The organism is Paraburkholderia sp. 35.1 (assembly GCF_050436525.1).
In the GTDB taxonomy this organism is placed as follows: domain Bacteria; phylum Pseudomonadota; class Gammaproteobacteria; order Burkholderiales; family Burkholderiaceae; genus Paraburkholderia; species Paraburkholderia tuberum.
The window spans coordinates 1220883-1244742 of sequence record NZ_JBNDMJ010000003.1 but is presented as its reverse complement, the minus strand read 5'-3'; the positions used below and the strand labels follow the sequence as shown (position 1 = coordinate 1244742).

At 63.5% G+C, this 23860-nt stretch carries 23 protein-coding genes; 15 read left to right on the top strand and 8 right to left on the bottom strand.

Annotated elements, in window-relative coordinates:
- Nucleotides 1-25: 25 nt before the first annotated feature.
- The gene (locus OKW27_RS25795) at nt 26-523 is read right to left on the bottom strand and encodes a Fur family transcriptional regulator (RefSeq protein ID WP_090801688.1); all 498 of its coding nucleotides are present in this window, start codon (nt 521-523) and stop codon (nt 26-28) included.
- A 298-nt stretch (nt 524-821) separates the two neighbouring features.
- Here OKW27_RS25795 and OKW27_RS25790 point away from each other — a divergent pair, with 298 nt between their 5' ends.
- The 6 genes from OKW27_RS25790 (at nt 822) to OKW27_RS25765 (ending at nt 6892) form a co-directional block, all read left to right on the top strand.
- The gene (locus tag OKW27_RS25790; RefSeq protein WP_429335261.1) at nt 822-1601 is read left to right on the top strand and encodes an L-iditol 2-dehydrogenase; all 780 of its coding nucleotides are present in this window, start codon (nt 822-824) and stop codon (nt 1599-1601) included.
- A gap of 97 nt (nt 1602-1698) precedes the next feature.
- Complete coding sequence (locus OKW27_RS25785; RefSeq protein ID WP_090801684.1) at nt 1699-3021, top strand: ABC transporter substrate-binding protein; 1323 nt, start codon at nt 1699-1701, stop codon at nt 3019-3021.
- A gap of 168 nt (nt 3022-3189) precedes the next feature.
- Entirely contained in the window at nt 3190-4125 is a 936-nt protein-coding gene (locus tag OKW27_RS25780; protein ID WP_090801682.1) for a carbohydrate ABC transporter permease, read from the top strand.
- Entirely contained in the window at nt 4122-4997 is an 876-nt protein-coding gene (locus tag OKW27_RS25775; RefSeq protein ID WP_090801681.1) for a carbohydrate ABC transporter permease, read from the top strand. Before OKW27_RS25780 ends, OKW27_RS25775 begins: the two co-directional genes overlap by 4 nt.
- Entirely contained in the window at nt 4994-5695 is a 702-nt protein-coding gene (locus OKW27_RS25770) for an HAD family hydrolase (RefSeq protein ID WP_187609898.1), read from the top strand. The genes OKW27_RS25775 and OKW27_RS25770 overlap by 4 nt, the downstream gene beginning before the upstream one ends.
- Nucleotides 5696-5782: 87 nt before the next feature.
- A complete protein-coding gene (locus tag OKW27_RS25765; RefSeq protein WP_090801678.1) occupies nt 5783-6892 on the top strand; it encodes an ABC transporter ATP-binding protein in 1110 nt (369 codons plus the stop codon).
- A gap of 239 nt (nt 6893-7131) precedes the next feature.
- Here the strand turns inward: OKW27_RS25765 and OKW27_RS25760 are convergent, their stop codons facing one another.
- Together OKW27_RS25760 and OKW27_RS25755 are read right to left on the bottom strand one after the other, a co-directional pair.
- Nucleotides 7132-7416 (bottom strand): contact-dependent growth inhibition system immunity protein, encoded by a 285-nt coding sequence (locus OKW27_RS25760; RefSeq protein WP_090801677.1) that lies wholly within the window; start codon nt 7414-7416, stop codon nt 7132-7134.
- 17 nt (nt 7417-7433) lie between these two features.
- Nucleotides 7434-8267, bottom strand: a complete 834-nt coding sequence (locus OKW27_RS25755; protein ID WP_429335260.1) for an RNase A-like domain-containing protein — start codon at nt 8265-8267, stop codon at nt 7434-7436.
- Between the two features lie 298 nt (nt 8268-8565).
- Between OKW27_RS25755 and OKW27_RS25750 the strand changes: the two genes are divergently transcribed.
- On the top strand, nt 8566-9396 hold the full coding sequence (locus tag OKW27_RS25750) for an RNase A-like domain-containing protein (RefSeq protein ID WP_429335259.1): 831 nt from the start codon (nt 8566-8568) through the stop codon (nt 9394-9396).
- Nucleotides 9397-9410: 14 nt separating this feature from the next.
- The gene (locus tag OKW27_RS25745) at nt 9411-9821 is read left to right on the top strand and encodes a hypothetical protein (protein ID WP_429335258.1); all 411 of its coding nucleotides are present in this window, start codon (nt 9411-9413) and stop codon (nt 9819-9821) included.
- 57 nt (nt 9822-9878) lie between these two features.
- Here the strand turns inward: OKW27_RS25745 and OKW27_RS25740 are convergent, their stop codons facing one another.
- From OKW27_RS25740 to dalD, 3 genes are all read right to left on the bottom strand, one after another.
- On the bottom strand, nt 9879-10826 hold the full coding sequence (locus OKW27_RS25740) for a sugar-binding transcriptional regulator (RefSeq protein ID WP_429335257.1): 948 nt from the start codon (nt 10824-10826) through the stop codon (nt 9879-9881).
- A 77-nt stretch (nt 10827-10903) separates the two neighbouring features.
- Complete coding sequence (gene xylB / locus OKW27_RS25735; RefSeq protein WP_429335256.1) at nt 10904-12385, bottom strand: xylulokinase; 1482 nt, start codon at nt 12383-12385, stop codon at nt 10904-10906.
- Nucleotides 12386-12452: 67 nt separating this feature from the next.
- On the bottom strand, nt 12453-13874 hold the full coding sequence (dalD, locus tag OKW27_RS25730; RefSeq protein WP_429335255.1) for a D-arabinitol 4-dehydrogenase: 1422 nt from the start codon (nt 13872-13874) through the stop codon (nt 12453-12455).
- Between the two features lie 378 nt (nt 13875-14252).
- On the opposite strand from dalD, the gene OKW27_RS25725 reads away from it, so the two are divergent.
- The 7 genes from OKW27_RS25725 (at nt 14253) to OKW27_RS25695 (ending at nt 22311) form a co-directional block, all read left to right on the top strand.
- Nucleotides 14253-15230 carry an AraC family transcriptional regulator gene (locus OKW27_RS25725; protein WP_429335254.1) on the top strand — a complete coding sequence of 326 codons (978 nt, stop codon included), beginning with the start codon at nt 14253-14255 and terminating at the stop codon, nt 15228-15230.
- Between the two features lie 111 nt (nt 15231-15341).
- Nucleotides 15342-16295: a substrate-binding domain-containing protein gene (locus OKW27_RS25720; RefSeq protein WP_429335253.1), complete on the top strand. Its 954-nt coding sequence runs from the start codon at nt 15342-15344 to the stop codon at nt 16293-16295.
- 62 nt (nt 16296-16357) lie between these two features.
- Complete coding sequence (locus tag OKW27_RS25715) at nt 16358-17878, top strand: sugar ABC transporter ATP-binding protein (RefSeq protein ID WP_429335252.1); 1521 nt, start codon at nt 16358-16360, stop codon at nt 17876-17878.
- Nucleotides 17865-18872: an ABC transporter permease gene (locus tag OKW27_RS25710; protein ID WP_429335251.1), complete on the top strand. Its 1008-nt coding sequence runs from the start codon at nt 17865-17867 to the stop codon at nt 18870-18872. Before OKW27_RS25715 ends, OKW27_RS25710 begins: the two co-directional genes overlap by 14 nt.
- Nucleotides 18873-18912: 40 nt before the next feature.
- On the top strand, nt 18913-20001 hold the full coding sequence (locus OKW27_RS25705) for an alcohol dehydrogenase catalytic domain-containing protein (RefSeq protein ID WP_090801663.1): 1089 nt from the start codon (nt 18913-18915) through the stop codon (nt 19999-20001).
- A 31-nt stretch (nt 20002-20032) separates the two neighbouring features.
- Nucleotides 20033-21577 carry an FGGY-family carbohydrate kinase gene (locus OKW27_RS25700; protein WP_429335250.1) on the top strand — a complete coding sequence of 515 codons (1545 nt, stop codon included), beginning with the start codon at nt 20033-20035 and terminating at the stop codon, nt 21575-21577.
- A complete protein-coding gene (locus tag OKW27_RS25695) occupies nt 21574-22311 on the top strand; it encodes an SDR family oxidoreductase (RefSeq protein WP_090801660.1) in 738 nt (245 codons plus the stop codon). Before OKW27_RS25700 ends, OKW27_RS25695 begins: the two co-directional genes overlap by 4 nt.
- Nucleotides 22312-22402: 91 nt before the next feature.
- Here the strand turns inward: OKW27_RS25695 and OKW27_RS25690 are convergent, their stop codons facing one another.
- A complete protein-coding gene (locus OKW27_RS25690) occupies nt 22403-22774 on the bottom strand; it encodes a contact-dependent growth inhibition system immunity protein (protein ID WP_429335249.1) in 372 nt (123 codons plus the stop codon).
- Between the two features lie 159 nt (nt 22775-22933).
- Nucleotides 22934-23860, bottom strand: coding sequence for a tryptophan 2,3-dioxygenase (gene kynA, locus OKW27_RS25685; RefSeq protein ID WP_429335248.1), 927 nt, complete (start codon nt 23858-23860; stop codon nt 22934-22936).

Here is a 23860-nt window from a genome sequence, read left to right as displayed (position 1 = left end):
GCTTAGCGCGGCGCCGCGCCTCTGATCACGACGAATTGCCTGCTGCGCCGCCGGCGCCGTCAGGCTTCGCCGCTCGCGCACATGGCCCGCACAGTCCACTTAGCTCGATCACCTGACGATGCACCTCGAAGCCATGCGCGGGTGCGCTGTGCGACAGGCGGTCGGCGAGCTCGTCGCCGGGAATCTCGACGGTCGCGCCGCAACCGTCGCACATCAGGAACTGGCTGCGATGCGGCACGCCGATTTCGCAGCAGGCGACGAACGCGTTCTTCGATTCGATCCGGTGCACGAAGCCGTGCGCGACGAGGAAGTCGAGCGCGCGATAGACGGTGGTCGGCGGCATGCGACCGCGCTCGGGGGCGAGCGCGTCGAGCAACTCGTACGCGCCGACCGGCCGCTCGCTCGCGACGATCGCCGCGTACACCTGGCGGCGCAGCGGCGTCAGCGCGAGCCCCTGCGCCGCGGCGTGCGCGTCCGCATGCGCGAGCCGCATGGCGTGCTGTTCGGCGAGCGAGGTAGTCATCGGCGTGAATCTCCTGACATGGCGGCCCCCGAGCGGGCTGCAAGGTCGAAATGATATAACGTAGCGCGATTTTTTGTCAGCGGTGCGAATCTTCGCACGGCGGCACGCAGCGAACGCGTCGTGGCGACCCATGGCGCAATGGGCTTGCTCCTGCCGCGCTGCACCATCGAAATTCGTCCGCGTGCCTTGACATGATCCGGTCCGTATCCGATCATTCGATCACTAGCCGAGCAATTGTTCGCGTGATGAGCGTTCGCTCACTGCGCGCCAAAATGTAAAAACGAAGCGGAGACAGGCAGTGGCACGATTGCAGGACAAAGTCGCCATTCTGACGGGCGCGGCCAGCGGTATCGGTGAAGCGGTAGCCCTGCGCTATCTCGACGAGGGCGCGCGCTGCGTGCTGGTCGACGTGAAGCCGAGCGACAGCATCGGCGGCGCGCTGCGCGGCATCTACGGCGAGCGCGTGTTAAGCGTCAGCGCCGACGTCCGGCGCCGCGAGGACATCGAGCGCATCGTCACGAGCACGCTCGGCTGCTTCGGCCAGATCGACATCCTGTTCAATAATGCGGCGCTGTTCGACATGCGCCCGCTCCTCGACGAATCCTGGGACGTGTTCGACCGCCTGTTCGCGGTCAACGTGAAGGGCATGTTCTTCCTGATGCAGGCGGTCGCGCGGCAGATGGTCGAGCAGGGCCGCGGCGGCAAGATCATCAACATGTCGTCGCAGGCCGGGCGGCGCGGCGAGGCGCTCGTGTCGCACTACTGCGCGACCAAGGCGGCGGTGTTGAGCTATACGCAGTCCGCGGCGCTCGCGCTCGCGCCGCATAAGATCAATGTGAACGGCATCGCGCCGGGCGTCGTCGACACGCCGATGTGGAACGAGGTCGACGCGCTGTTCGCGCGCTACGAGAACCGGCCGCTCGGCGAGAAGAAGCGCCTCGTCGGCGAGGCCGTGCCGCTCGGCCGCATGGGCGTGCCCGACGACCTGACCGGCGCCGCGCTGTTCCTCGCGTCGGCCGATGCCGACTACATCACCGCGCAGACGCTGAACGTCGACGGCGGCAACTGGATGAGCTGAATAAAGAGCAGGGAGCGGGCACGTTGACTGCTCTGCGCGGCGCGTCATTCCGTCAAACGAACGCAGCATCACATAACGTACGAGAAAGGAGACAACGATGAAACCAGCTTTCAAATTCGCGCTGAAGGCGGCCGGTGCCGGCGCGGCCACCTGCTTCGCGCTGAGCGCATCGGCGGCGACGGTGACGATCGCGACGCTGAACAATCCGGACATGATCGAGTTGAAGAAGCTGTCGCCCGCATTCGAAAAAGCGAATCCGGACATCAAGCTGAACTGGGTGATCCTCGAGGAAAACGTGCTGCGTCAGCGCGCGACGACCGACATCACGACCGGCAGCGGCCAGTTCGACGTAATGACGATCGGCGCGTATGAAACCCCGCAATGGGGCAAGCGCGGCTGGCTCGCGCCGATCACCAACCTGCCGGCGAGCTATGACCTCAACGACGTCGTGAAGACGGCCCGCGACGGCCTGTCCGCGAACGGCCAGCTGTACGCGCTGCCGTTCTACGTCGAAAGCTCGATGACCTATTACCGCAAGGATCTGTTCGACAAGGCCGGTCTGAAGATGCCCGACCAGCCGACCTACGACCAGATCGCCCAATTCGCCGACAAGCTCACCGACAAGTCCAAGGAGCAATACGGCATCTGCCTGCGCGGCAAGGCGGGCTGGGGCGAGAACATGGCGTACGCCACGACGGTCGTGAACACCTTCGGCGGCCGTTGGTTCGACGAGAAGTGGCACGCGCAGTTGACGTCGCCGGAATGGAAGAAGGCGATAACGTTCTACGTCGATCTGCTGAGGAAGGACGGTCCTCCGGGAGCGAGCTCGAACGGCTTCAACGAAAACCTGACGCTGATGTCGTCGGGCAAGTGCGCGATGTGGATCGACGCGACGGTCGCGGCCGGCATGCTGTACAACAAGCAGCAGTCGCAGATCGCCGACAAGGTCGGCTTCGCGGCCGCGCCGATCGAGGTCACGCCGAAGGGCTCGCACTGGCTGTGGGCGTGGGCGCTCGCGATTCCGAAGTCGTCGAAGCAGCAAGATGCGGCGAAGAAGTTCATCGAGTGGTCGACCTCGAAGGAGTACATTGAAATGGTCGCGAAGGATGAGGGCTGGGCCTCGGTGCCGCCGGGCACGCGCGAGTCCACCTACGCGCGCCCCGAGTACAAGCAGGCCGCGCCGTTCGGCGACTTCGTGCTAAAGGCGATCCAGACCGCCGACCCGGATCATCCGACCTTGAAGCCGGTCCCGTACACGGGTGTGCAGTTCGTCGGAATTCCCGAATTCCAGTCGTTCGGCACGGTGGTCGGGCAGAGCATCTCCGGCGCGATCGCCGGTCAGATGACGGTCGACCAGGCACTCGAGGCCGGCAACGCGGCCGCGAATCGCGCGGTCAAGCAGGCGGGTTATCAGAAGTAACCCGGCAGGCCCGCCGCATCGACCGATGCGGCTCATGCAGCAGGGCGGCCGTTCGTCTGCGCCCGATGCGATGCAGCGCGTGTCGTGCGCCAGTCAGGCACGGCACGCCGCGTCGCACATACGCGGCTCCGGCGAACGCTCCGCGCGTTACCGAACAGGTGGTCCATCATGCGTCCTTTGCGCCTACCTCTGATGCAAACCCATCCCCAGACAGAAAAAGAACGCGAGGAGCGTAAGGCCAATTCGGCCCGCTGGCTCGTGGCGCCGTCGGTCGGCGTGCTCGTGCTGTGGATGGTCATTCCGCTCGCGATGACGATCTGGTTCTCGTTCTCGCACTACAACCTGCTCAATCCCGATCTGCGCGGCTTCGCAGGTCTCGACAACTACCGCTATCTCGCGACCGATCCGTCGTTCGGTCCGTCGATCGCGCATACGATCGAGCTGATCGTATGGGTGCTCGTGATCACCGTGGGCGGCGGCGTGCTGATGGCGATCCTGTTCGACCGCAAGTTCTACGGGCAGGGTGTGGCCCGCCTGCTCGCGATCGGCCCGTTCTTCGTGATGCCGACTGTCAGCGCGCTGATCTGGAAGAACATGATCCTGCACCCGGTGTACGGCCTCGTCGCGCAGGGCATGCGCGCGCTCGGCATGCAGCCGATCGACTGGTTCGCCGACTATCCGCTCACCGCGGTGATCATGATCGTCGCGTGGCAGTGGCTGCCGTTCGCGTTCCTGATCCTGTTCACGTCGATCCAGTCGCTCGATCAGGAGCAGAAGGAAGCCGCGAAGATCGACGGCGCCGGTCCGTTCTCGATGTTCTTCTACATCACGCTGCCGCACCTGCGACGTGCGATCGCGGTCGTCGTGATGATGGAGACGATTTTCCTGCTGTCGATCTTCGCCGAGATCTATACGACCACGGGCGGCGGTCCGGGCAACGCGACCACCACCCTGTCGTACCTGATCTTCGCGCTGGGCCTGCAACAGTTCGACGTCGGTCTCGCCTCGGCGGGCGGTATTCTCGCGGTCGTGCTGGCCAACATCGTGTCGATCTTCCTCGTGCGGATGCTCGCGAAGAACCTGAAAGGGGAGTACGAAAAATGAGCCACGTTGCCTCCACTACGGCATCGACGACGCAGCCGGTCGCGGTGCCGACCAAATCGCCGTTCGACACGATTCGTCGCGGCATTCCCGGCGTGATCGCGTGGCTCGTCGCGCTGCTGCTGTTCTTCCCGATCTTCTGGATGACGATCACCGCGTTCAAGACCGAGCAGCAGGCCTATGCGTCGTCGCTGTTTTTCGTGCCGACGCTCGACAGCTTCCGCGAGGTGTTCGCGCGCAGCAACTACTTCGCGTTCGCGTGGAACTCGATACTGATCTCGGTCGGCGTCACACTCCTGTGCCTGATCCTCGCGGTGCCGTGCGCGTACGCGATGGCGTTCTTCCCGACGCGCCGCACGCAGAAAGTGCTGCTGTGGATGCTGTCGACGAAGATGATGCCGTCGGTCGGCGTGCTGGTGCCGATCTATCTGCTGTGGAAAAACACCGGCCTTCTGGATACCGTGTCGGGCCTGATCATTGTCTACACGCTGATCAATCTGCCGATCGCGGTCTGGATGGCGTTCACCTACTTCGCCGAGATTCCGCGCGACATTCTCGAAGCCGGGCGCATCGACGGCGCGGCGACGTGGCAGGAGATCGTCTATCTGCTGATGCCGATGGCGCTGCCCGGGCTCGCGTCGACCGCGCTGTTGCTCGTGATCCTGTCGTGGAACGAGGCGTTCTGGAGCATCAACCTGTCGAGCTCGAACGCGGCGCCGCTGACCGTGTTCATCGCGTCGTATTCGAGTCCTGAAGGTTTGTTCTGGGCCAAGTTGTCGGCCGCTTCGTTGCTGGCGGTCGCGCCGATCCTGATCGTCGGCTGGCTGTCGCAGAAGCAGTTGGTGCGCGGGCTCACGTTCGGGGCCGTCAAATGACGGCTGGCCCGGGCATCGTGCGCTATGCGTTGATCTGCGATTGCGACGGCGTGCTGATCGACAGCGAAGCGGTGGCCGCGCGCATGCTGGTGCGCGAACTCGAGGCGCGCTGGCCCGGCATCGACGCCGCGCCGGTCGTGCTGCCGCTGCTCGGGCTGCGCATCGAGCGCGTGTTGCAGGACACCGCGACTCAGCTCGGCAAACAGCTCGGCGCCGACGATATCGATGCGATCCGCCGCGCGGTCGAAGCGGCGGCGATCGAGGCGCCCGCCGTCGACGGCATCGAGATGGCGCTGACCCAGGTGCCGCTCGTCAAAGGCTGCGCGAGCAATAGCTTCCGGCCCTACGTCGAGACGGTGCTGGCGCGCACGGGCCTGAAGCGTTTCTTCGGCGAGCGGCTGTTCTGCGCCGATGCGGTGCCGAATCCGAAGCCCGCGCCGGACGTGTACCTGGCGGCGGCGCAAGGCTTCGGGCTCGCGCCGGGTGCGTGCCTCGTCGTCGAGGACAGCGTGACCGGCGTCACGGCGGCGGCCACGGCGGGCATGGCGGTGCTGGGGTTTATCGGCGGCGGTCATGCGAGCGATGCGCAGATCGATCGATTGCACGCGGCGGGCGCGCGTCATGTGTTCGAGGACATGCGGCAGTTGCCCGACCTCGTCGCGCAATGGACGCTCTCCGCGACGGCCGCGGCGCCATGAGCGCACGAATGCACGCGACACGACACGGCATCAGGTAGCAGCATGAAGTAACGAGCAGCATCGAACAGCATTACACGGAGACACATCATGGCAAGCGTAACCTTGCGCAACATCAGAAAGGCCTACGACGAAAACGAAGTGATGCGCGACATCAATCTCGACATCGCCGATGGCGAGTTCGTCGTGTTCGTCGGGCCGAGCGGTTGCGGCAAATCGACCCTGATGCGGATGATCGCGGGCCTCGAGGACATCACGGGCGGCGATCTGAACATCGACGCCGTGCGCATGAACGACGTGCCGCCGGCCAAGCGCGGCATCGCGATGGTGTTCCAGTCGTACGCGCTGTATCCGCACATGACGCTGTACGACAACATGGCGTTCGGCCTGAAGCTCGCCGGCGCGAAGAAGCCGGAGATCGACTCAGCCGTGCGCAACGCGGCGAAGATCCTGCACATCGACCATCTGCTCGATCGCAAGCCGAAGCAGCTGTCGGGTGGCCAGCGTCAGCGCGTCGCGATCGGCCGCGCGATCACGCGCAAGCCGAAGGTGTTTCTGTTCGACGAGCCGCTGTCGAATCTCGACGCCGCGCTGCGCGTGAAGATGCGCCTCGAGTTCGCGCGCCTGCACGACGAGCTGAAGACGACGATGATCTACGTGACGCACGACCAGGTCGAGGCGATGACTTTGGCCGACAAGATCGTCGTGTTGTCGGCGGGCAATCTGGAGCAGGTCGGCAGTCCGACGATGCTGTATCACGCGCCGGCGAATCGCTTCGTCGCCGGCTTCATCGGCTCGCCGAAGATGAACTTCATGGAAGGCGTCGTGCAGTCGGTGTCGCATGACGGCGTCTCGGTGCGTTACGAGACCGGCGAGACGCAGCGCGTGTTGGTCGAGCCGGGCGCGGCCAAGCAGGGCGACAAGGTGACGGTCGGCATCCGCCCCGAGCATCTGCACGTCAGCACGACCGAGGATGGTATCGAGGCACGCACGATGACGGTCGAATCGCTCGGCGATGCCGCGTATCTGTACGCGGAGTCGAGCGTCGCGCCCGAGGGTTTGATCGCGCGGATTCCGCCGCTCGAACGGCATGCGAAGGGCAATACGCAGAAGCTGGGCGCGACGCCCGAGCATTGCCATCTGTTTGATAGCGAAGGCAAGGCGTTCCAGCGCAAGATTGTTGAGGTGCTGGCGGCGTGATCGCGCGATGACGGATTGCAGGAGCAGGCGGCGCACGCGCCGTCTGTTGCGGGCAAGGTTTGCGCTTTCAGGATGGCGGGCGGCGAGCCCGCACGCGCGTTGGCGCGCCTTGGCGGTGCGTGAGGCGCACGCAAAGCGCTGTCGCTAGAGGGCGTTAGGCGCTTTGGGTTGCCAGGTGAAATGAAAGCGCGGAAAACCTACCGGACGGCGGGGAGCCCTCCGGTGCGAGGAAGCGCAGGCTACTCACTCAGAAGAAGACGCTTAAGCTTGTCAAGGAAAGCCTCAGTGGTCCGCTCCCACGCCGTCGGATCGCACTGGTAGCCAAATTCCTCCTCGAAGGCCGCGTCAAGATTTCCCGCATGATCGCTCTTGAACCGGTCTATGTCGGCCACCGTCGCGTTGATCATGTCTGGCGTGCATCCGCTTGCACAAGCCCGGACCAACTCTTCAATTGTGTTTCCCCAGTAGTCGAAATCTTCATTGAAGTAGCCAAGGATCAATTGCCCCAGATCGTAATATTTCATGCATCAATACCCACCAATCACTTATCGAGCATAGCTGTGAGGATGTAGTATGGCATCCCGTTATACGCCCCGTACTTCAAAACAACCTCCACTTTACTGCTATCTACCAACCTGTCGGTCTTCCTGACCAATGCGTATCCAACTTTTCTTGCAACGTCCTTTCTCAGCGTCAAAACCCGATTTGGTGCTGCTTTTGTCCATGCGTGAATCTGCAAGGCATTTGCGCGCATTGTTTCCGGTATAGCCCACTCCGCCTCCTCAAGATTTACGAAAGACGAAACTACTTTCTTTTCCGGCTCCAGCCTGAGCCTCTCCCGCAACTGCGCTTCAGTCCTCCCGACATGTTTCAAAAGCGTATGTCCACCGATCCGGCTGCCCGCTTTTGCCTCGTGCATTTGCAGGTTAACCCGGCCCATCGTGACGCGCGCAGCGCGTGCCGCCCTGATCGAGCCAGCAAAGCCGAATGGCACGGCGATATCGAGGGACAGGCCGATATTGTTCGCCATGTCGGGGCTCGCCTTCATCGCTTCAGCGAGTTTCGTCGTGCCCTGCTGGGTCAGCGTGACCGTGTCCTGACCAGTCCAGACCTGCCGCAGGCCCGCCGCCGCCGAGTCCGAACCATGTACTCCGAACACGACACACCCGGCTTTGCTCGCCATCGTCGGGTCGGGCAAGACGCACAGCGCACCCGCACCAACCATTTCCAGCACGCCGCCGACGACCTGCAACCCGCCCCAAAGCCGGTTGGAAAGCATCTCCGTCTGGCTGATCGACTGGCGGGATAGCACGGCCGCGAGTTGCGGAGCACTCAGTACGACCTTCACTCCCTCGGCGTTATCAGCACCGGGCATATCGAAACCCTCTTATGTCTTTATGGGGTTCCGATGCTGCCGTGCTGACCGTCTCTCAAGATTCGGACGACTCCGAATTTTCCGTAGCCCGATGCACGGTGCCTGTTCTGCATCGGGCCGGACCAGGCGCAACATCACGCACGCCGCGATTTTCCGGTCATATCCTGTCCTGCATCACTCCAGCGGGCCGCTACACCAGACTTTCCCCTTCTCTCCGAATCATCCTTCGCCCATAGCCGGACAGTGAATCCACCGGTTAATGTGAAAGTCCGAGAAAAAAGAGAAGGGGACTTTTTGCATGTCACAGGTGAATGAGTCAGACGGCGTCCGCGTCGTACTGAGCGCCCCGCAAATGGCGGCCGTTCTGGTTCGTCAGTCGATTAGCCAGACTGAGATGCTTTCGAACCGTTTATGGGGCGGTTTGCAGGTTGTCGGCGGAGTATTGGAAATGGTCGGCGCGGGTGCGTTATGCGTGCTGCCAGAGCCGACGATGGCAAGCAAGGCCGGGTGCATTGTGTTTGGCGTGCATGGCTCGGATACCGCAGCAGCAGGTCTGCGACAGGTTTGGACCGGGCGAGATTCCTCCACGCTGATCCAACGCGGTACGGCGAAGTTGGCCGAAACTATGAAGGCCAGCCCCGACATGGCCAACAATATCGGCCTGTCGCTCGATATCGCAGTGTCGGCAGGCGTGGCGGGATCGATCAAGGCAGTGCGGGCGTCCGAGATCACATTGGGCCGGATCAACTTGATGATGCACGAAGCGAAGGCGGGCAGCGGGATTGGCGGGCACACGCTGCTGAAACATGTGGGGCGCACTGAGGCACAATTGTCAGAGAGATTGTTGAAGGAACCGTGGCGAGATCGGGTCTCGTCATTTGCGAATATTGCTGCGGCGGAATGGGCCATCTCGGAGACGATGCAGGCGAACCCCATTGCGATAAAGTCGTGGGTTGCTTCACCATCACGAGATTTGGCTTTAAAGAAAGATGTCGGGAAAAATGTCGGCTACACCTTGTTCAAAAAATCAGAAAACTTGATAAGTTCGAGCAAGGTCACTGTTATTCTTCGGCATCAGGCATACAATGGAATGCCATACTATATTCTCACCGCTTATCTGGATACCTAATTTGGGAGGTGAAAATGAGTTTAATCGCGGATATCCTCGCGGCGAGAGGCCCAACGATGGTTAGAATTTCCAATGTACTGGACTATTCAAATGACCTGTCCCTGGTACTGTCCAAATTCGGCCTGACTCAAGATGAGGCGATGCTTGTGCGCCATGATAGAGCCGGGGCCATTGCTATTCTCGCGAACCTGCTATGGAAAGGGCAGGCTTATGATTGTGAATGCATGGGCAGGAGTAAAGCGGAAGAGCTTGCTGAAAAAATAATTTCTGAAAATGAATCAAAAGAAAGTAGGTATTTTTCGAACAAGGAATCACCGTCATCGGATTCGTGGAATGGTCTTACGGGCTCGACCTTTGACTCAGGTATTGTGATAAGTAGTGGGGATGGGCGATATTTCTGTATCTGGCTTGAAGATGAAGATTAATTTGACGTCTTCAGTTAAGTCATGAAACCAGTCAACTTATCCACTGCGGGCACCGTTTCACGCCTCCAACGCCGCCCGCGCACACACCTCGTCGGTCACGAGCCCCGACAACCACCCCCCCTTGAGCACCGCGATCAGCGCCTCGCGCTTGCGCAGCCCGCCCGCGAAGCCGATGGTCGGCCGGCGTGGCGGCGTGTCGAGCGCGATGCTCGTCACGCGTCGGCCGGTCGGCGATTCGACGTGCGCGCCGGCCGCATCGATCGGCAGGCCGAGCATTTCGGCGACCGCGCCGTTCTGCATCAACTCCTTCACCTCGCCTTCCGTGATGAAGCCGTCCTCGTGCAACGGACAGGTCATCCCAATGTTGCCGATGCCGACGAACGCGACATCGGCCTGCGCCGACAGCGATTCGACGATCCGATAGAGACGGTGATTGCACCACTGCGCGCGCTCGGCCTCGCTGTCGGCGAGCAGCGGCGCGGGCAGCAGAAAATACTTGCCCCCGGTCTTTTCCGAAATGTGCAGCGCGACGTCGTAACGGTTCGAGGAGCCGTCCTGCGCGATCGCGCCGACCATCGATACCAGCCGATGCTGCGGACGGTCTAGCTGCGCGATCTGATCGACCGCGGCCTTCAGGGTGCGGCCGCTGCTGACCGCGACGACCATCGGCTTTTCCTCGCTCAGATAGCGTTCCATTACCTGCGCGCCGGCCACCGCAAGCTTGCGGTCGACTTCCTCGGGCGTATCGCCGTCGATCGGCACGATCTCGCATAGGCTGAGGCCATAGCGCTTCGACAACTGATCGGCGAGCGACAGGCAATCAGCGAGCTTGTGATCGACCCGCACGCGGATCAGGTTCTTTTCGACCGCGAGCGCGACGAGCCGCTGCGCGACCGGCCGCGATACCTGCAGCTTCTCGGCGATTTCGTTCTGGGTATTGCCCGCGACGTAATAGAGCCACGCGGCGCGTGTGGCGAGATCGAGTTTTTCTGTGGACCTGGGCACGATGAGGTTTCGGTTGAAGTGCGCCGATGATAGCGGCCGGCGGCGCGTCTGTCGCGCGGGCCGGCCGCGGTTGACGCTCAGGCGAGCGGTGCGCGCGCGGGATCGAACAGCGGCCGTACGTGGCGATACAGCGCGCGATACGCTTCGAGCCGCGTGCGCAATTGCGCGTGGCGGCGCGGATTCGGTGTGAACTCCTTTTCGACAGGCGGCTTGGTCAGCACGGTGGCCGGCTCGCCACCGGCGGCGAGCCAGCCGAGACGCGCCGCGCCGAGCGCCGCGCCGGTTTCGCCGCCGCCGTGCTTGACGGTGACGGTGTCGAGCGCATCGGCGAGCAACTGGGCCCAGTAGTCGCTGCGTGCGCCGCCGCCGAGCAGCGACAACACCTTCGCCTCGGTGCCGGCCGCGCGCAGCGCGTCGAGGCCGTCGGTCAGCGCGAGCGTCACGCCTTCGAGCACCGCGTAGCCGAGCAGCGCGCGGTCGGTTGCGTGAGTCATGCCGAAGAATACGCCTTGCGCATAGGGGTCGTTGTGCGGCGTGCGCTCGCCCGACAGATAGGGCAAAAAGAGCGGCGCGGTGGTCAAGGCCTCGGCGGGCAGCGCCTCGATTTCGGCGAGCAGCGTCGGCTCGTCGGTCGACGTCAGCTTGCAGACCCAGCGCAAACAGCTCGCCGCCGACAGCACCACGCTCATCTGATGCCAGCGGTCCGGGATCGCATGACAGAACGCGTGCACGGCGGAGGCCGGGTTCGGGCGGAAGCTGTCGCCGACCACGCACAGCACGCCCGAGGTGCCCAACGACACGAAGCCGTCGCCCGGTTGCGTCGCGCCGATGCCGATCGCGCTGGTCGCGTTGTCGCCGCCGCCGGCCGCGACGATCACGTCGTCGCGCAGGCCGAATTCGCGCGCGAGTTCCGGCAGCAGCGTGCCGGCCGGCGCGCTGCCTTCGCGCAGCGCCGGCATCTGCGCGCGCGTCATGTTGCAGGCAGCGAGCAGCGAATCGGACCAATCGCGTTTCGCGACGTCGAGCCACAATGTGCCGGCCGCGTCCGATGGATCGGACACCTTGCCGCCCGTCAGTTGCAGGCGCAGATAGTCTTTCGGCAGCAGCACGCAGGCAGTCCTCGCGAAAATCTCCGGCTCGTGACGCGCGACCCACAGCAGCTTCGGCGCCGTGAAACCGGGCATCGCCAGATTGCCGGCGACGCTGTGCAGTTCCGGCGCGCGCTTGGTCAGCTCCGCGCACTCCTTGTCGCTGCGCATGTCGTTCCACAGGATCGCGGGCCGCAGCACGCGGTTTTCCGCGTCGAGCAGCACCGCGCCGTGCATCTGCCCCGACAGGCCGATGCCGCGAATCTGCGCGAATTCGTCGGGATGACGCGCGCGCAACGCGGCGAGCGCCGTGCGCGTGCCGGCCCACCAGTCTTCGGGATTCTGCTCGGCCCAGCGCTGGTGCGGACGCGAAACGGTGAACGGCGAGCCTGCGGTGCCGATCACGCGGCCGTCGGAGGCGAGCAGCAGAACTTTCACTTCGGACGTGCCGAGGTCGATGCCTAGGTACATGGGAGCGAAACCTTCGTCGTTGGGGATGCGCTACTTTAGCGGTTCATCGCGCGCGCTGTCATGCGCATTAAGCCTGGCTAGTCGCGCCGCGTTCGACGAGCCATGCGTCGACCCGCGCGAGCGCGCCCGCGAGCGCCGCTTCGAGCTCGGGCGTCTGCGCCATGCCGCCCCACAGCAGCCGGTCGGCCGCGAACGCGCGCAGCGGATCGGGTGCCGTGAAAAAGGCGTGCGCGACGCGCTCTTCCATCACGCCGTCCTGATACGCGTAGGGCAGCTTGCCCGTGTGCCAGCGTTCCAGAAAGCGGAAGAACAACGCGGGCAGCATCGCGCTCGCCGCCGGCGTGACGCCGCGCTCGAAGCATTCGGCGAGTGTCGGCGCGATGAAGCCGGGCAACTTCGAGAAGCCATCGGCGGCGACGCGCTGGTTCGTGTCGAGGATATGCGGGTTGCTGAAGCGCTCGAGCACGACGTCGCGATAGCGTTCGAGATCGAGCGGACTCGGTGTCAGACACGGGATCACGTCCTCGGTCACGTAGTCGTACGCGAACTGGCGGATGTCGGCGTCGAGCGTGCCTTCGTGGATGTAGTTCAGGCCGACCAGCGTGCCCGCCCACGCGATGCAGCTATGCGTCGCGTTGAGAATGCGGATCTTCGCTTCCTCGTACGGCAGCACCGAATCGACGAGTTCCGCGCCGACCTTCTCCCAGGCGGGCCGTCCCGCGATGAAGCGGTCTTCGATCACCCACTGGATGAACGCCTCGCCCATCACCGGACTCGCATCGTCGACGCCGGTCGCGGCCTTCACGCGCTCGCGCACGTCGGGCGTCGGACGCGGCGTGATGCGATCGACCATCGAACAGGGGCATGACGTGTTGTCGTCGAACCATTGCGCGAGTTCGTTCGCGCCGCGTCGTTCGAGAAACTCGCTCATGCCCGCATGAAAGCGCTCGCCGTTGCTGCGCAGGTTGTCGCAGGTCTGCAGCGTGACGGGTCCCGCGCCGCGCTTCACGCGCGCGTCGAGAATCGCCGCGAGCGCGCCGTAGATCGTCGTGTGGCCGCCGGCGAGGTCGGCGGCGAGATCGGCATTCGCGGTGTCGAGCCGGTCGTGTTCGTCGAGGTAATAGCCGCCTTCGGTCACGGTGAACGCGATGATCTTGCAAGCCGGATCGGCGCCCGCTTCGATCAGTCCGTCGAGGCTTTCGCTCCATGGCAGCACGCGCTCGATCGAGCGGATCGTCTCGTAGGCGCGCTCGCCTTGCGGCGTGACGGTTTCGAGCGTGTAGACGCCGTTCTGCGCGGCGAGCGCTTCGAGCACCGGGTTCATGTCGCCGCGGATATTGCCCACGCTCAGCGACCAGCGCGGCTCGCCGGCCGTGCTCGCTTCGTTCAGCCGGTGCAGATACCACGCCTGATGCGCGCGATGAAACGATCCCGCGCCGATGTGCAGGATCACGTGTGCGGCCGCGCCGCTGCCTTGCCCGCTGTTCATGTTGTGTCTCCAAAAACTTGTCCGCGGCGCTCGCGGCGCGCGTTCTGTGCGTGTAGAGCATTTGCTCTGTATGTGAGCGAATGATCGTACCCGGAGAAACGAAAGTCAAGGCAAGGGAGCGGGCTTTTGATGGCGCAGCGCGGCATGGGCGATGCGCCGGCGGCAGCGACGAGCACCCGAGGCGAGAAAACGGGTCGCGCCGCTCATATTGCATTGCATCAAATTTGACCGCGCACGCGTCGGGGCTAACCCGAATACAAAAAAGTATCGGTCCGCGGTTTCTTTTAAAGTGGTTGCCAACGCGTTTGGCGGTTACTTTTCGCTTTACAAGATCAAGATCGGCGGCGTCTCCCGCGCGCCGCTTCATGGAGGCAGACAGTGCAACCTGATCTCGAAATCGTGGCCGTACGCCACGACGAATCGTTCAAAGTGTGGTCGCATGGCTATCCGTATCGCACGGTGCGCTGGCACTTTCATCCGGAGTACGAAATCCATCTGATCGTCGCGACGACCGGCAAGATGTTCGTCGGCGATCACATCGGCAGCTTCGCGCCCGGCAACCTCGTGCTGATGGGGCCGAACCTGCCGCACAACTGGGTCAGCGACGTGCCCGAAGGCGAGAGCGTCGCGCAGCGCAATCTGGTCGTGCAATTCGGCCAGGAGTTCGTATCGAACTGTCTCGAGAGTTTTCCGGAGTGGCGTCAGGTCGAGGCGTTGCTCGCCGATGCGCGTCGCGGCCTGTCGTTCGGGCTGGAGACGTCCGCGCAGATCAAGCCGCTCTTTCTCGAACTGCTCGCGGCGCGCGGGCTGCGCCGGCTCGTGCTGTTCATGTCGATGCTCGAGATCCTGATCAACGCGCCGGATCGCGACACGCTCGCGAGTCCCGCTTATCAGGCCGATCCGACCAGCTTCGCGGCGACCCGCATCAATCACGTGCTCGCGTATATCGGCAAGAACCTCGCGAACGAGTTGCGCGAGTCGGAGCTTGCGCAACTCGCCGGCCAGAGCGTCAGCGCGTTTTCGCGTTATTTCCGTCGCCATACCGGGCTGCCGTTCGTGCAGTACGTGAACCGCATGCGCATCAATCTCGCGTGCCAGTTGCTGACCGATGGCGAACTGAGCGTGACCGACATCTGCTTCAAGGCGGGCTTCAACAACCTGTCGAATTTCAACCGGCAGTTTCTTGCGATGAAGGGCATGGCGCCGTCGACGTTTCGCCGTTATCAGCAACTGAACGATGCGAGCCGCGATGCTTCCGAGCAAGCGGCCGCGCATGGCAGGGGCATCGACAACGCGCCGGCGATCGTGCTCGCGCCGGGCTTCTCGCGTAGCGGTGTTGCGTACCCGGTCACATAGTGCCCATCCGGTAGTTCACAGCTTTATTCCACCCGCGTTTCAACACGCATCGATCGCGCTGTGCGCCCACAGCGCGAGGGGGCGTGCTCACTTCAAAAAATGGAGACAACCATGAAGCCGTCTACTCTTTCGCTCAACTCTTCGATGATGTTCGCGCGCCGCGTCGCCGCGCTCGCGTTCGGTTTGTCACTCGTCGCCATGTCGGCCGCGCAGACCGCGCAGGCCGCGCCGCTCAAAATCGGCATGACGTTCCAGGAACTGAACAACCCGTACTTCGTGACGATGCAGAAAGCGCTGAACGACGCGGCCGCGTCGACCGGCGCGACGGTCGTCGTCACCGACGCGCATCACGACGTCAGCAAGCAGGTCAGCGACGTCGAAGACATGCTGCAAAAGAAGATCGACATCCTGCTCGTCAATCCGACCGACTCCACCGGCATCCAGTCGGCGGTCACGTCGGCGAAGAAGGCGGGCGTCGTCGTGGTCGCGGTCGATGCGAACGCGAACGGTCCGGTCGATTCGTTCGTCGGCTCGAAGAACTACGACGCGGGCGTGATGGCGTGCGACTACCTCGCGAAGTCGATCGGCGGCAGCGGCGAAGTGGCGATTCTCGACGGCATTCCGGTCGTGCCGATTCTCGAACGCGTGCGCGGCTGCAAGGCGGCGCTCGCGAAGTCGCCGGGCGTGAAGCTCGTCGATACGCAGAACGGTAAGCAGGAACGCGCGACCGCGTTGTCCGTCACCGAGAACATGATCCAGGCGCACCCGAACCTGAAGGGCGTGTTCAGCGTGAACGACGGCGGCTCGATGGGCGCGCTGTCGGCGATCGAATCGTCGGGCAAGGACATCAAGCTGACGAGCGTCGACGGCGCACCGGAAGCGATCGCCGCGATCCAGAAGCCGAATTCGAAATTCGTCGAGACGTCCGCGCAATTCCCGGCCGACCAGGTGCGCATCGCGCTCGGCATCGCGCTCGCGAAGAAGTGGGGCGCCAATGTGCCGAAAGCGATTCCGGTCGACGTGAAGATGATCGACAAGAGCAACGCTAAGGGCTTCAGCTGGTAACGCAAGCGCAGGCTGCCGCGCGTGCGGATCATGCGCGGCGGCGCGCGGCACAGGAACATGCGATGGACACGATTCTGAAGCTCGACAACATCAGCAAGAGCTTTCCCGGCGTGAAGGCGCTGCAAGGCATTCACCTCGAGATCGCGCGCGGCGAGATTCACGCGCTGCTCGGCGAGAACGGCGCGGGCAAGTCGACGCTGATGAAGATTCTGTGCGGTATCTACCAGCCCGACGAAGGCACGATCACGCTCGACGGCGAGCAACGCCACTTCGCGAACTATCACGACGCGGTGGCCGCGGGCGTCGGTATCGTGTTTCAGGAGTTCAGCCTGATTCCGTATCTGAACGCGGTGGAGAACATGTTTCTCGGCCGTGAATTGCGCAACCGCTTCGGTCTGCTCGAACGCGGCAGCATGCGGCGCGCGGCGGCGCGAATTTTTGAGCGGCTTGGCGTAGCGATCGATCTGTCGGTGCAGATCCGGGAACTGTCGGTAGCGCAGCAGCAGTTCGTCGAAATCGGCAAGGCGTTGTCGCTCGATGCGCGCGTGCTGATTCTCGACGAACCGACCGCGACGCTGACGCCCGCCGAGGCCGCGCATCTGTTCACGATCATGCGCGAGCTGAAGCAGCAGGGCGTCGCGATGATCTTCATCTCGCACCACCTCGAAGAGATTTTCGAGGTGTGCGACCGCATCACGGTGCTGCGCGACGGCCAGTACGTCGGCATGACCGAGGTCGCGCAATCCGACGTGAGCCGGCTCGTGCAGATGATGGTGGGACGCCGCATCGAAAGCAGCTTTCCGCCGAAGCCGACGCCGCGCGCCGACGCGAAGGTCGTGCTCGACGTCGGGCGCTTGCAGCTGTTCAAAGACAGCCCCGAGCTGAGCTTCACGCTGCGCGAGGGCGAGATTCTCGGTTTCGCGGGACTCGTCGGTTCGGGGCGCACCGAGACCGCGCTCGCGGTGATCGGCGCGGACCGTGCATACGCGAAGGAAATTCGCGTCAACGGCGCGGCCGCGAAGCTCGCCGATCCGGCCGATGCGCTGCGCGCGGGCGTCGGCATTCTGCCCGAGAGCCGCAAGACCGAAGGGCTCATTACCGAGTTCTCGATCAAGCAGAACATCTCGATCAACAACCTTGGCAAGTACCGGTCGCTACGTTTCTTCATCGACCAACGTAGCGAAGCGCGCGCGACCGCCGACATCATGAAGCGCGTCGGCGTGAAGGCCCCAACCATGCACACCGAAGTCGCGACGCTGTCGGGCGGCAATCAGCAGAAGGTCGTGATCGCGCGCTGGCTCAATCACCACACCAACATCCTGATCTTCGACGAACCGACGCGCGGCATCGACGTCGGCGCGAAGGCCGAAATCTATCTGCTGATGCGCGAACTGACCGCGCGCGGCTACTCGATCATCATGATCTCGTCCGAGTTGCCGGAGATCGTCGGCATGTGCGACCGCGTCGCCGTATTCCGGCAGGGCCGCATCGAAGCGCTGCTCGAAGGCGACGCGATCGAATCGAACGCCGTGATGACCTATGCGACCGCCGGTTCGCTCGGAGCCTCTCATGAACATGCCTAATCCTTCCTCTTCGCCGAAAACATCGAGTGTCAACAGCGACACGCCGGGCGCGCCGGTGCGCTTCACGTGGGCCGCGCTGAAGCGCTCGACGCTGTTCTATCCGTTCATCGGCCTGCTGGTCGTCTGCATCGTAATGGTGTTCGCGAGCGACAGCTTTCTCTCGGCCGCGAACATCGAGAACGTCCTGCGCCAGGTGTCGATCAACGCGATCATCGCGGTCGGCATGACCTGCGTGATCCTGACGGGCGGCATCGATCTGTCGGTCGGCTCGGTGATGGCGCTTTCGGGCACGCTGTCGGCCGGGCTGATGGTCGCCGGCATGAATGGGGTGGCCGCGCTTGCGGTCGGCCTCGCGGTCGGTCTCGGCTTCGGCGCGGCCAACGGCTTTTTCGTCGCGTTCGCCGGCATGCCGCCGATCATCGTCACACTCGCAACGATGGGTATCGCGCGCGGCCTCGCACTGATCTACACGGGCGGCTACCCGATCGACGGTCTGCCCGACTGGGTCAGCTTCTTCGGCAGCGGCAAGATTCTCGGCGTCCAGGCGCCGGTCGTGATCATGGCGGTGATCTATCTGATCGCGTGGGTGCTGCTCGAACGGATGCCGTTTGGCCGCTATGTGTATGCGATCGGCGGTAACGAGCAGGCGACGCGATTGTCCGGCGTGCGTGTGGCGCGCGTGAAGCTGATCGTCTACACGATCGCGGGTTTGACGTCCGCGTTCGCCGCGATCGTGCTGACCGCGCGCCTGATGAGCGGCCAGCCGAACGCGGGCGTCGGTTTCGAACTCGACGCGATCGCCGCCGTCGTGATGGGCGGCACGTCGATCTCCGGTGGGCGCGGCTCGATCATCGGCACGCTGATCGGCGCGCTGTTACTCGGCGTCCTGAATAACGGCCTGAACATGGTCGGCGTGAATCCGTACGTGCAGAACGTGATCAAGGGCGGAATCATTCTGCTCGCAATCTATATCAGCCGCGAGCGCAGAAAGTAACGCTCGCTTCCCCACATCCCTCTTTTCGCAGGACCATGCAATGACGACTCAATCCGACCAGCAGAACATGACCGCCATCGTCTGTCATGCACCAAAAGACTATCGAGTCGAGCAGGTACAGAAACCACGCGCGCGCGCGCACGAACTCGTGATCCGCATCGCCGCGTGCGGCATCTGCGCGAGCGACTGCAAATGCCATTCGGGCGCGAAGATGTTCTGGGGCGGCCCGAGCCCATGGGTCAAGGCACCGGTGATTCCGGGTCATGAGTTCTTCGGCTATGTCGAGGAACTGGGCGAGGGCGCGGCCGAGCATTTCGGCGTGCAGAAGGGCGAGCGCGTGATCGCCGAGCAGATCGTGCCGTGCGGCAAGTGCCGCTACTGCAAATCCGGCCAGTACTGGATGTGCGAAGTGCACAACATCTTCGGCTTTCAGCGCGAGGTGGCGGACGGCGGCATGGCCGAATACATGCGCATTCCGCCGACCGCGATCGTGCACAAGATTCCCGACGGCATCTCGCTCGAAGACGCCGCGATCATCGAGCCGCTCGCGTGTGCGATTCACACGGTCAATCGCGGCGATCTGCAACTCGACGACGTGGTCGTGATCGCGGGCGCGGGGCCGCTCGGTCTGATGATGACGCAGGTCGCGCATCTGAAGACGCCGAAGCGGCTCGTCGTGATCGATCTCGTCGAAGAACGGCTCGCACTCGCGCGCGAATATGGCGCGGACGTGACGATCAATCCTCGGAAGGACGACGCGCTCGCGATCATCCATTCACTGACGGACGGCTACGGCTGCGACGTCTATATCGAAACGACGGGTGCGCCGATTGGGGTGAATCAGGGGATGGACCTGATCCGCAAGCTCGGGCGCTTCGTCGAATTCTCGGTGTTCGGCGCGGATACGACGCTCGACTGGTCGGTGATCGGCGATCGCAAGGAACTCGACGTGCGCGGCGCGCATCTTGGGCCCTATTGCTATCCGATCGCAATCGATCTGCTCGCGCGCGGACTCGTTACGTCGAAGGGCATCGTCACGCACGGCTTTTCGTTGGAAGAATGGGACGAAGCGATCAGGATCGCGAACTCGCTCGATTCGATCAAAGTGCTGATGAAGCCGCGCGCGTGAATCTGGGGCGCGGCGTTTCAACGGAGACTCTATGAACTACGTCATCGGCGTCGATATCGGCACGCAGAGCACGAAGGCGCTGCTGGTCGACGAGCACGGCGCGATCGTCGCGCAGCATGCGTCGAGCTATCAGCCCGATACGCCGAAGCCATTGTGGGCCGAGCAGTGGCCCGCGGTGTGGCTGAAGGCCGCGGTCGAATGCGTGGCCGAGTGCGTCAGCGAGGCGAAGGCGGCCGGCATCGCGCCGGGCGCGATCAAGGCACTGTGCGTGAGTAGCCTGTACGGCGGCTCGGGCATTGCGGTCGACAACGACATGCGGCCGCTCGCGCCGTGCCTGATCTGGATGGACCGGCGCGCGACCGCTCAGGTCGACTGGGTGCGCGAGAACGTCGATCTCGAACGGCTCTACACGATCACCGGCAACGGCGTCGATAGCTACTACGGTTACACGAAGATGTTGTGGCTGCGCGAAAACGAGCCGGACGTGTGGGCGCATACGCGCTATTTTTTGCCGCCGAACGCATACGTGATCTACATGCTGACCGGCGAGGTCGCCGTCGATCACAGCTCGGCCGGCAATATCGGCGGCGTCTACGATATCGCGCGGCGCGACTGGTCGGACGAAGCGCTCGACATGCTCGGCATTCCCGCGACGATGATGCCGGAGCGGCTGGTCGAATCGTCGGAGGTGGTGGGCGGGCTGTTGTCGCAATGGACCGCGCAGCTCGGGCTCGACGCGGGCACGGCGATCGTCGCGGGTGGCGTCGATGCGGCGACGGCGACGTTCGCGGCCGGCGTCACGCGCGCGGGGCAGCACGTCGCGATGATCGGCACCAGCATGTGCTGGGGTTACCTCAATCAGCGTGTCGACGCACGGCACGGTTTGATCAGCATGCCGCACGTTTTCAACGGGCAGCACGACATCTACGTATTCGGCGGTGCGATTACCGCGGGCGCGTCGGTCACCTGGTATCGCGAGCAGTTCTGTCATGCGGAGATCGAGGCCGCGCGCGCGACACCGCATGGCGATCCGCATCGGCTGCTCGAAGAGAGCGCCGCGCAAGTGCCGGCCGGCGCCGACGGCGTGCTGTTCCTGCCGTATCTGATGGGCGAGCGCAGCCCGGTGTGGGATGCGAAGGCGAGCGGCGCGTTCGTCGGGCTGTCGCTGTTTCATACGCGCGCGCATCTGTATCGCGCCGTGCTCGAAGGCGTGTCGTTCGCGCTGAAGCACAACATCGAGGCGGGGCGCAAAGGCGCGCAATCGCTCGACGACAAGCTGATCGTGGTCGGCGGCGCCGCGCATTCGGACCTGTGGATGCAGATCATCGCCGACGTCACCGGCTATCCGGTCTACACGATCGAGCAGGACGTCGAAGCCGCGATGGGCGCCGCGCTGCTCGCCGCGCTCGGCGTCGGCCTCGTGTCGCGCGAAGCGGCGCAAGGCGGCTGGGTCACGCTGATCGAGCGCGCGCAGCCCGAGGCACGGCGCATGGCGCTATACAAAGAGCGCTTCGGCGTGTACACGGACCTCTATCCGGCGTTGAAGCCGGTCATGCATCGCTTGCAATCATCATGAACGCTACTTTCGATTTTTCCGGCCGCTCGATTCTGGTGACGGGCGCCTCCAGCGGCATCGGCCGCGCGACGGTCGAGGCGCTGTGCGCGAGCGGCGCGTCGGTCGTCGCGGCCGCGCGCAACGTGAACGAGCTCGCGCGGCTCGCCGAGGAAACCGGCTGCGAGCCGTTGAGGCTCGACATCAGCGACGAAGCCGTGATCGACGAAGCAATGGCCTCGCTCGCACCGTTCGACGGTCTGGTGAATTGTGCGGGCATCGCGTTGCTCGAACGCGCGGTGGAAACGACGGCCGCAAGCTTCGATCGCGTGATGGCGGTGAATGCGCGCGGGGCGGTGCTGGTCGCGAAGCACGTCGCGCGTGGCATGCTCGACGCGGGGCGCGCGGGCAGCATCGTCAACGTGTCGAGCCAGGCCGCGCTCGTAGCGCTCGACGATCATCTGAGCTATTCGGCGTCGAAGGCCGCGCTCGATGCAGTCACGCGCGCGTTGTGCATCGAGCTGGGGCCGTACGGAATTCGCGTGAACAGCGTGAACCCGACGGTCACGCTGACGCCGATGGCGGTGCTGGCGTGGAGCGATCCTGTCAAACGCGATCCCGCTTTGCAGGCGATTCCGCTCAGGCGCTTTGCCGAATCGGCGGAAGTCGCCGCGCCGATTCTGTTTCTGTTGAGCGACGCGGCGTCGATGATTAGCGGGGTGTGTTTGCCGATCGATGGTGGTTACACGGCGCGCTAGCGGGTGTCAGGCATTGTCGGTTGCCGGGTGAAATGGAAGTAGGCGGAGGCCCTCCCAGACGGTGGGGCCGTCCGGTGGGAGGAAGTGTGGGCTACTCACTCAGAAGAAGACGCTTAAGTTTGTCGAGAAAAGCCTCGGTGGTCTGCTCCCACGCCGTCGGATCGCACTGGTAGCCAAATTCCTCCTCGAAGGCCGCGTCAAGATTTCCAGCATGATCGCTCTTGAACCGGTCTATGTCGGCCACCGTCGCGTTGATCTCTTCCGGTGTGCATTCGCATGTAAAAGAGAAAACCAATTCTTCAATTGTGTCTCCGAACAAGTCGAAATCTTCATGGAAGCGGCCACCAATCAATTGATACAAATTTTCGTATCTCAGATTGATCGACTGGCCGGATAGCACAGCCGCGAGTTGCTGAGCACTCAGTACAACCTTCAGTCCTTCGTCGTCATCGGCACCGGGCATATCGAAACCCTCTGATGTTTTTATGGGGTTCCGATGCTGCCACGCTGACCATCTCTCAAGATTCGGATAACTCCGAACTTGCGTAATAGTGTTGGCTTGCTCTTTGTTCCCCGCCAGGATGCCAGGTTTGCCCGGGAAGTGCCTTACACGCGCTAACCGCTACAGCATCGTCCGCACGTGCCACAGCTCGGGAAAAAGCACGACGTCGAGCATCTTGCGCAGATACTGCGCGCCGCTCGTGCCGCCGGTGCCCTGCTTGAAGCCGATGATGCGCTCGACCGTCGTCACGTGGCGGAAGCGCCACTGGCGGAAAGCATCCTCCAGATCGACGAGTTCCTCGGCCATCTCGTACAGCTCCCAATGCTCGGACGGATTGCGATACACCTCGAGCCACGCCGCTTCGACCGATGCATCATGTTCGGTCGGCTTCGTCCAGTCGCGTTCGAGCCGCGCGGGCGAAATCCTGAAGCCGCGGCGCGCGAGCAGCCTCACCACTTCGTCGTAGAACGACGGCGCTTCGAGTGATGCCTTCACTTGCGCGTACACGTCGGCGCGATGCGCGTGCGGCTTCAGCATCTGCTCGTTCTTGTTGCCGAGCAGGAATTCGATCTGCCGGTACTGATACGACTGAAAGCCCGACGAACTGCCGAGGTACGGCCGCATCGCCGTGTATTCGGACGGCGTCATCGTCGCGAGCACGCTCCACGCCTGCACCAGCTGCTCCATGATTCGCGACACGCGCGCAAGCATCTTGAACGCGGGCGGCAGGTCGTCGCGATGCACGGCCGCGAGCGCCGCGCGCAGTTCGTACAGCGCGAGCTTCATCCATAGCTCGCTCGTCTGATGCTGGATGATAAACAGCATCTCGTTGTGATCCGGCGACAACGGATGCTGCGCGTCCAGCACCGTGCCGAGCGACAGATAATCGCCGTAGCTCATCGACTCCGAGAAGTCGAGCTGCGCGTCGTGCCAGCCGCTGTCGGCCACGCTCGCGGACGGCGCCGAAGCCGTCCGTCCGCGCCCGAACGGGCAGCCTTGTGCCGCCGGTTCTTCTGGCAAGCCCGGCGTGTGCATGTGATCGGTCAT

Coding starts and splice junctions, on each gene's coding strand:
- OKW27_RS25795 (WP_090801688.1), bottom strand. CDS start 523: ATGACTACCTCGCTCGCCGAACAGCACGCCATGCGGCTCGCGCATGCG.
- OKW27_RS25785 (WP_090801684.1), top strand. CDS start 1,699: ATGAAACCAGCTTTCAAATTCGCGCTGAAGGCGGCCGGTGCCGGCGCG.
- OKW27_RS25780 (WP_090801682.1), top strand. CDS start 3,190: ATGCGTCCTTTGCGCCTACCTCTGATGCAAACCCATCCCCAGACAGAA.
- OKW27_RS25775 (WP_090801681.1), top strand. CDS start 4,122: ATGAGCCACGTTGCCTCCACTACGGCATCGACGACGCAGCCGGTCGCG.
- OKW27_RS25770 (WP_187609898.1), top strand. CDS start 4,994: ATGACGGCTGGCCCGGGCATCGTGCGCTATGCGTTGATCTGCGATTGC.
- OKW27_RS25765 (WP_090801678.1), top strand. CDS start 5,783: ATGGCAAGCGTAACCTTGCGCAACATCAGAAAGGCCTACGACGAAAAC.
- OKW27_RS25760 (WP_090801677.1), bottom strand. CDS start 7,416: ATGAAATATTACGATCTGGGGCAATTGATCCTTGGCTACTTCAATGAA.
- OKW27_RS25755 (WP_429335260.1), bottom strand. CDS start 8,267: ATGCCCGGTGCTGATAACGCCGAGGGAGTGAAGGTCGTACTGAGTGCT.
- OKW27_RS25750 (WP_429335259.1), top strand. CDS start 8,566: ATGTCACAGGTGAATGAGTCAGACGGCGTCCGCGTCGTACTGAGCGCC.
- OKW27_RS25745 (WP_429335258.1), top strand. CDS start 9,411: ATGAGTTTAATCGCGGATATCCTCGCGGCGAGAGGCCCAACGATGGTT.
- xylB (WP_429335256.1), bottom strand. CDS start 12,385: ATGTACCTAGGCATCGACCTCGGCACGTCCGAAGTGAAAGTTCTGCTG.
- dalD (WP_429335255.1), bottom strand. CDS start 13,874: ATGAACAGCGGGCAAGGCAGCGGCGCGGCCGCACACGTGATCCTGCAC.
- OKW27_RS25720 (WP_429335253.1), top strand. CDS start 15,342: ATGAAGCCGTCTACTCTTTCGCTCAACTCTTCGATGATGTTCGCGCGC.
- OKW27_RS25715 (WP_429335252.1), top strand. CDS start 16,358: ATGGACACGATTCTGAAGCTCGACAACATCAGCAAGAGCTTTCCCGGC.
- OKW27_RS25710 (WP_429335251.1), top strand. CDS start 17,865: ATGAACATGCCTAATCCTTCCTCTTCGCCGAAAACATCGAGTGTCAAC.
- OKW27_RS25705 (WP_090801663.1), top strand. CDS start 18,913: ATGACGACTCAATCCGACCAGCAGAACATGACCGCCATCGTCTGTCAT.
- OKW27_RS25700 (WP_429335250.1), top strand. CDS start 20,033: ATGAACTACGTCATCGGCGTCGATATCGGCACGCAGAGCACGAAGGCG.
- OKW27_RS25695 (WP_090801660.1), top strand. CDS start 21,574: ATGAACGCTACTTTCGATTTTTCCGGCCGCTCGATTCTGGTGACGGGC.
- OKW27_RS25690 (WP_429335249.1), bottom strand. CDS start 22,774: ATGCCCGGTGCCGATGACGACGAAGGACTGAAGGTTGTACTGAGTGCT.
- kynA (WP_429335248.1), bottom strand. CDS start 23,860: ATGACCGATCACATGCACACGCCGGGCTTGCCAGAAGAACCGGCGGCA.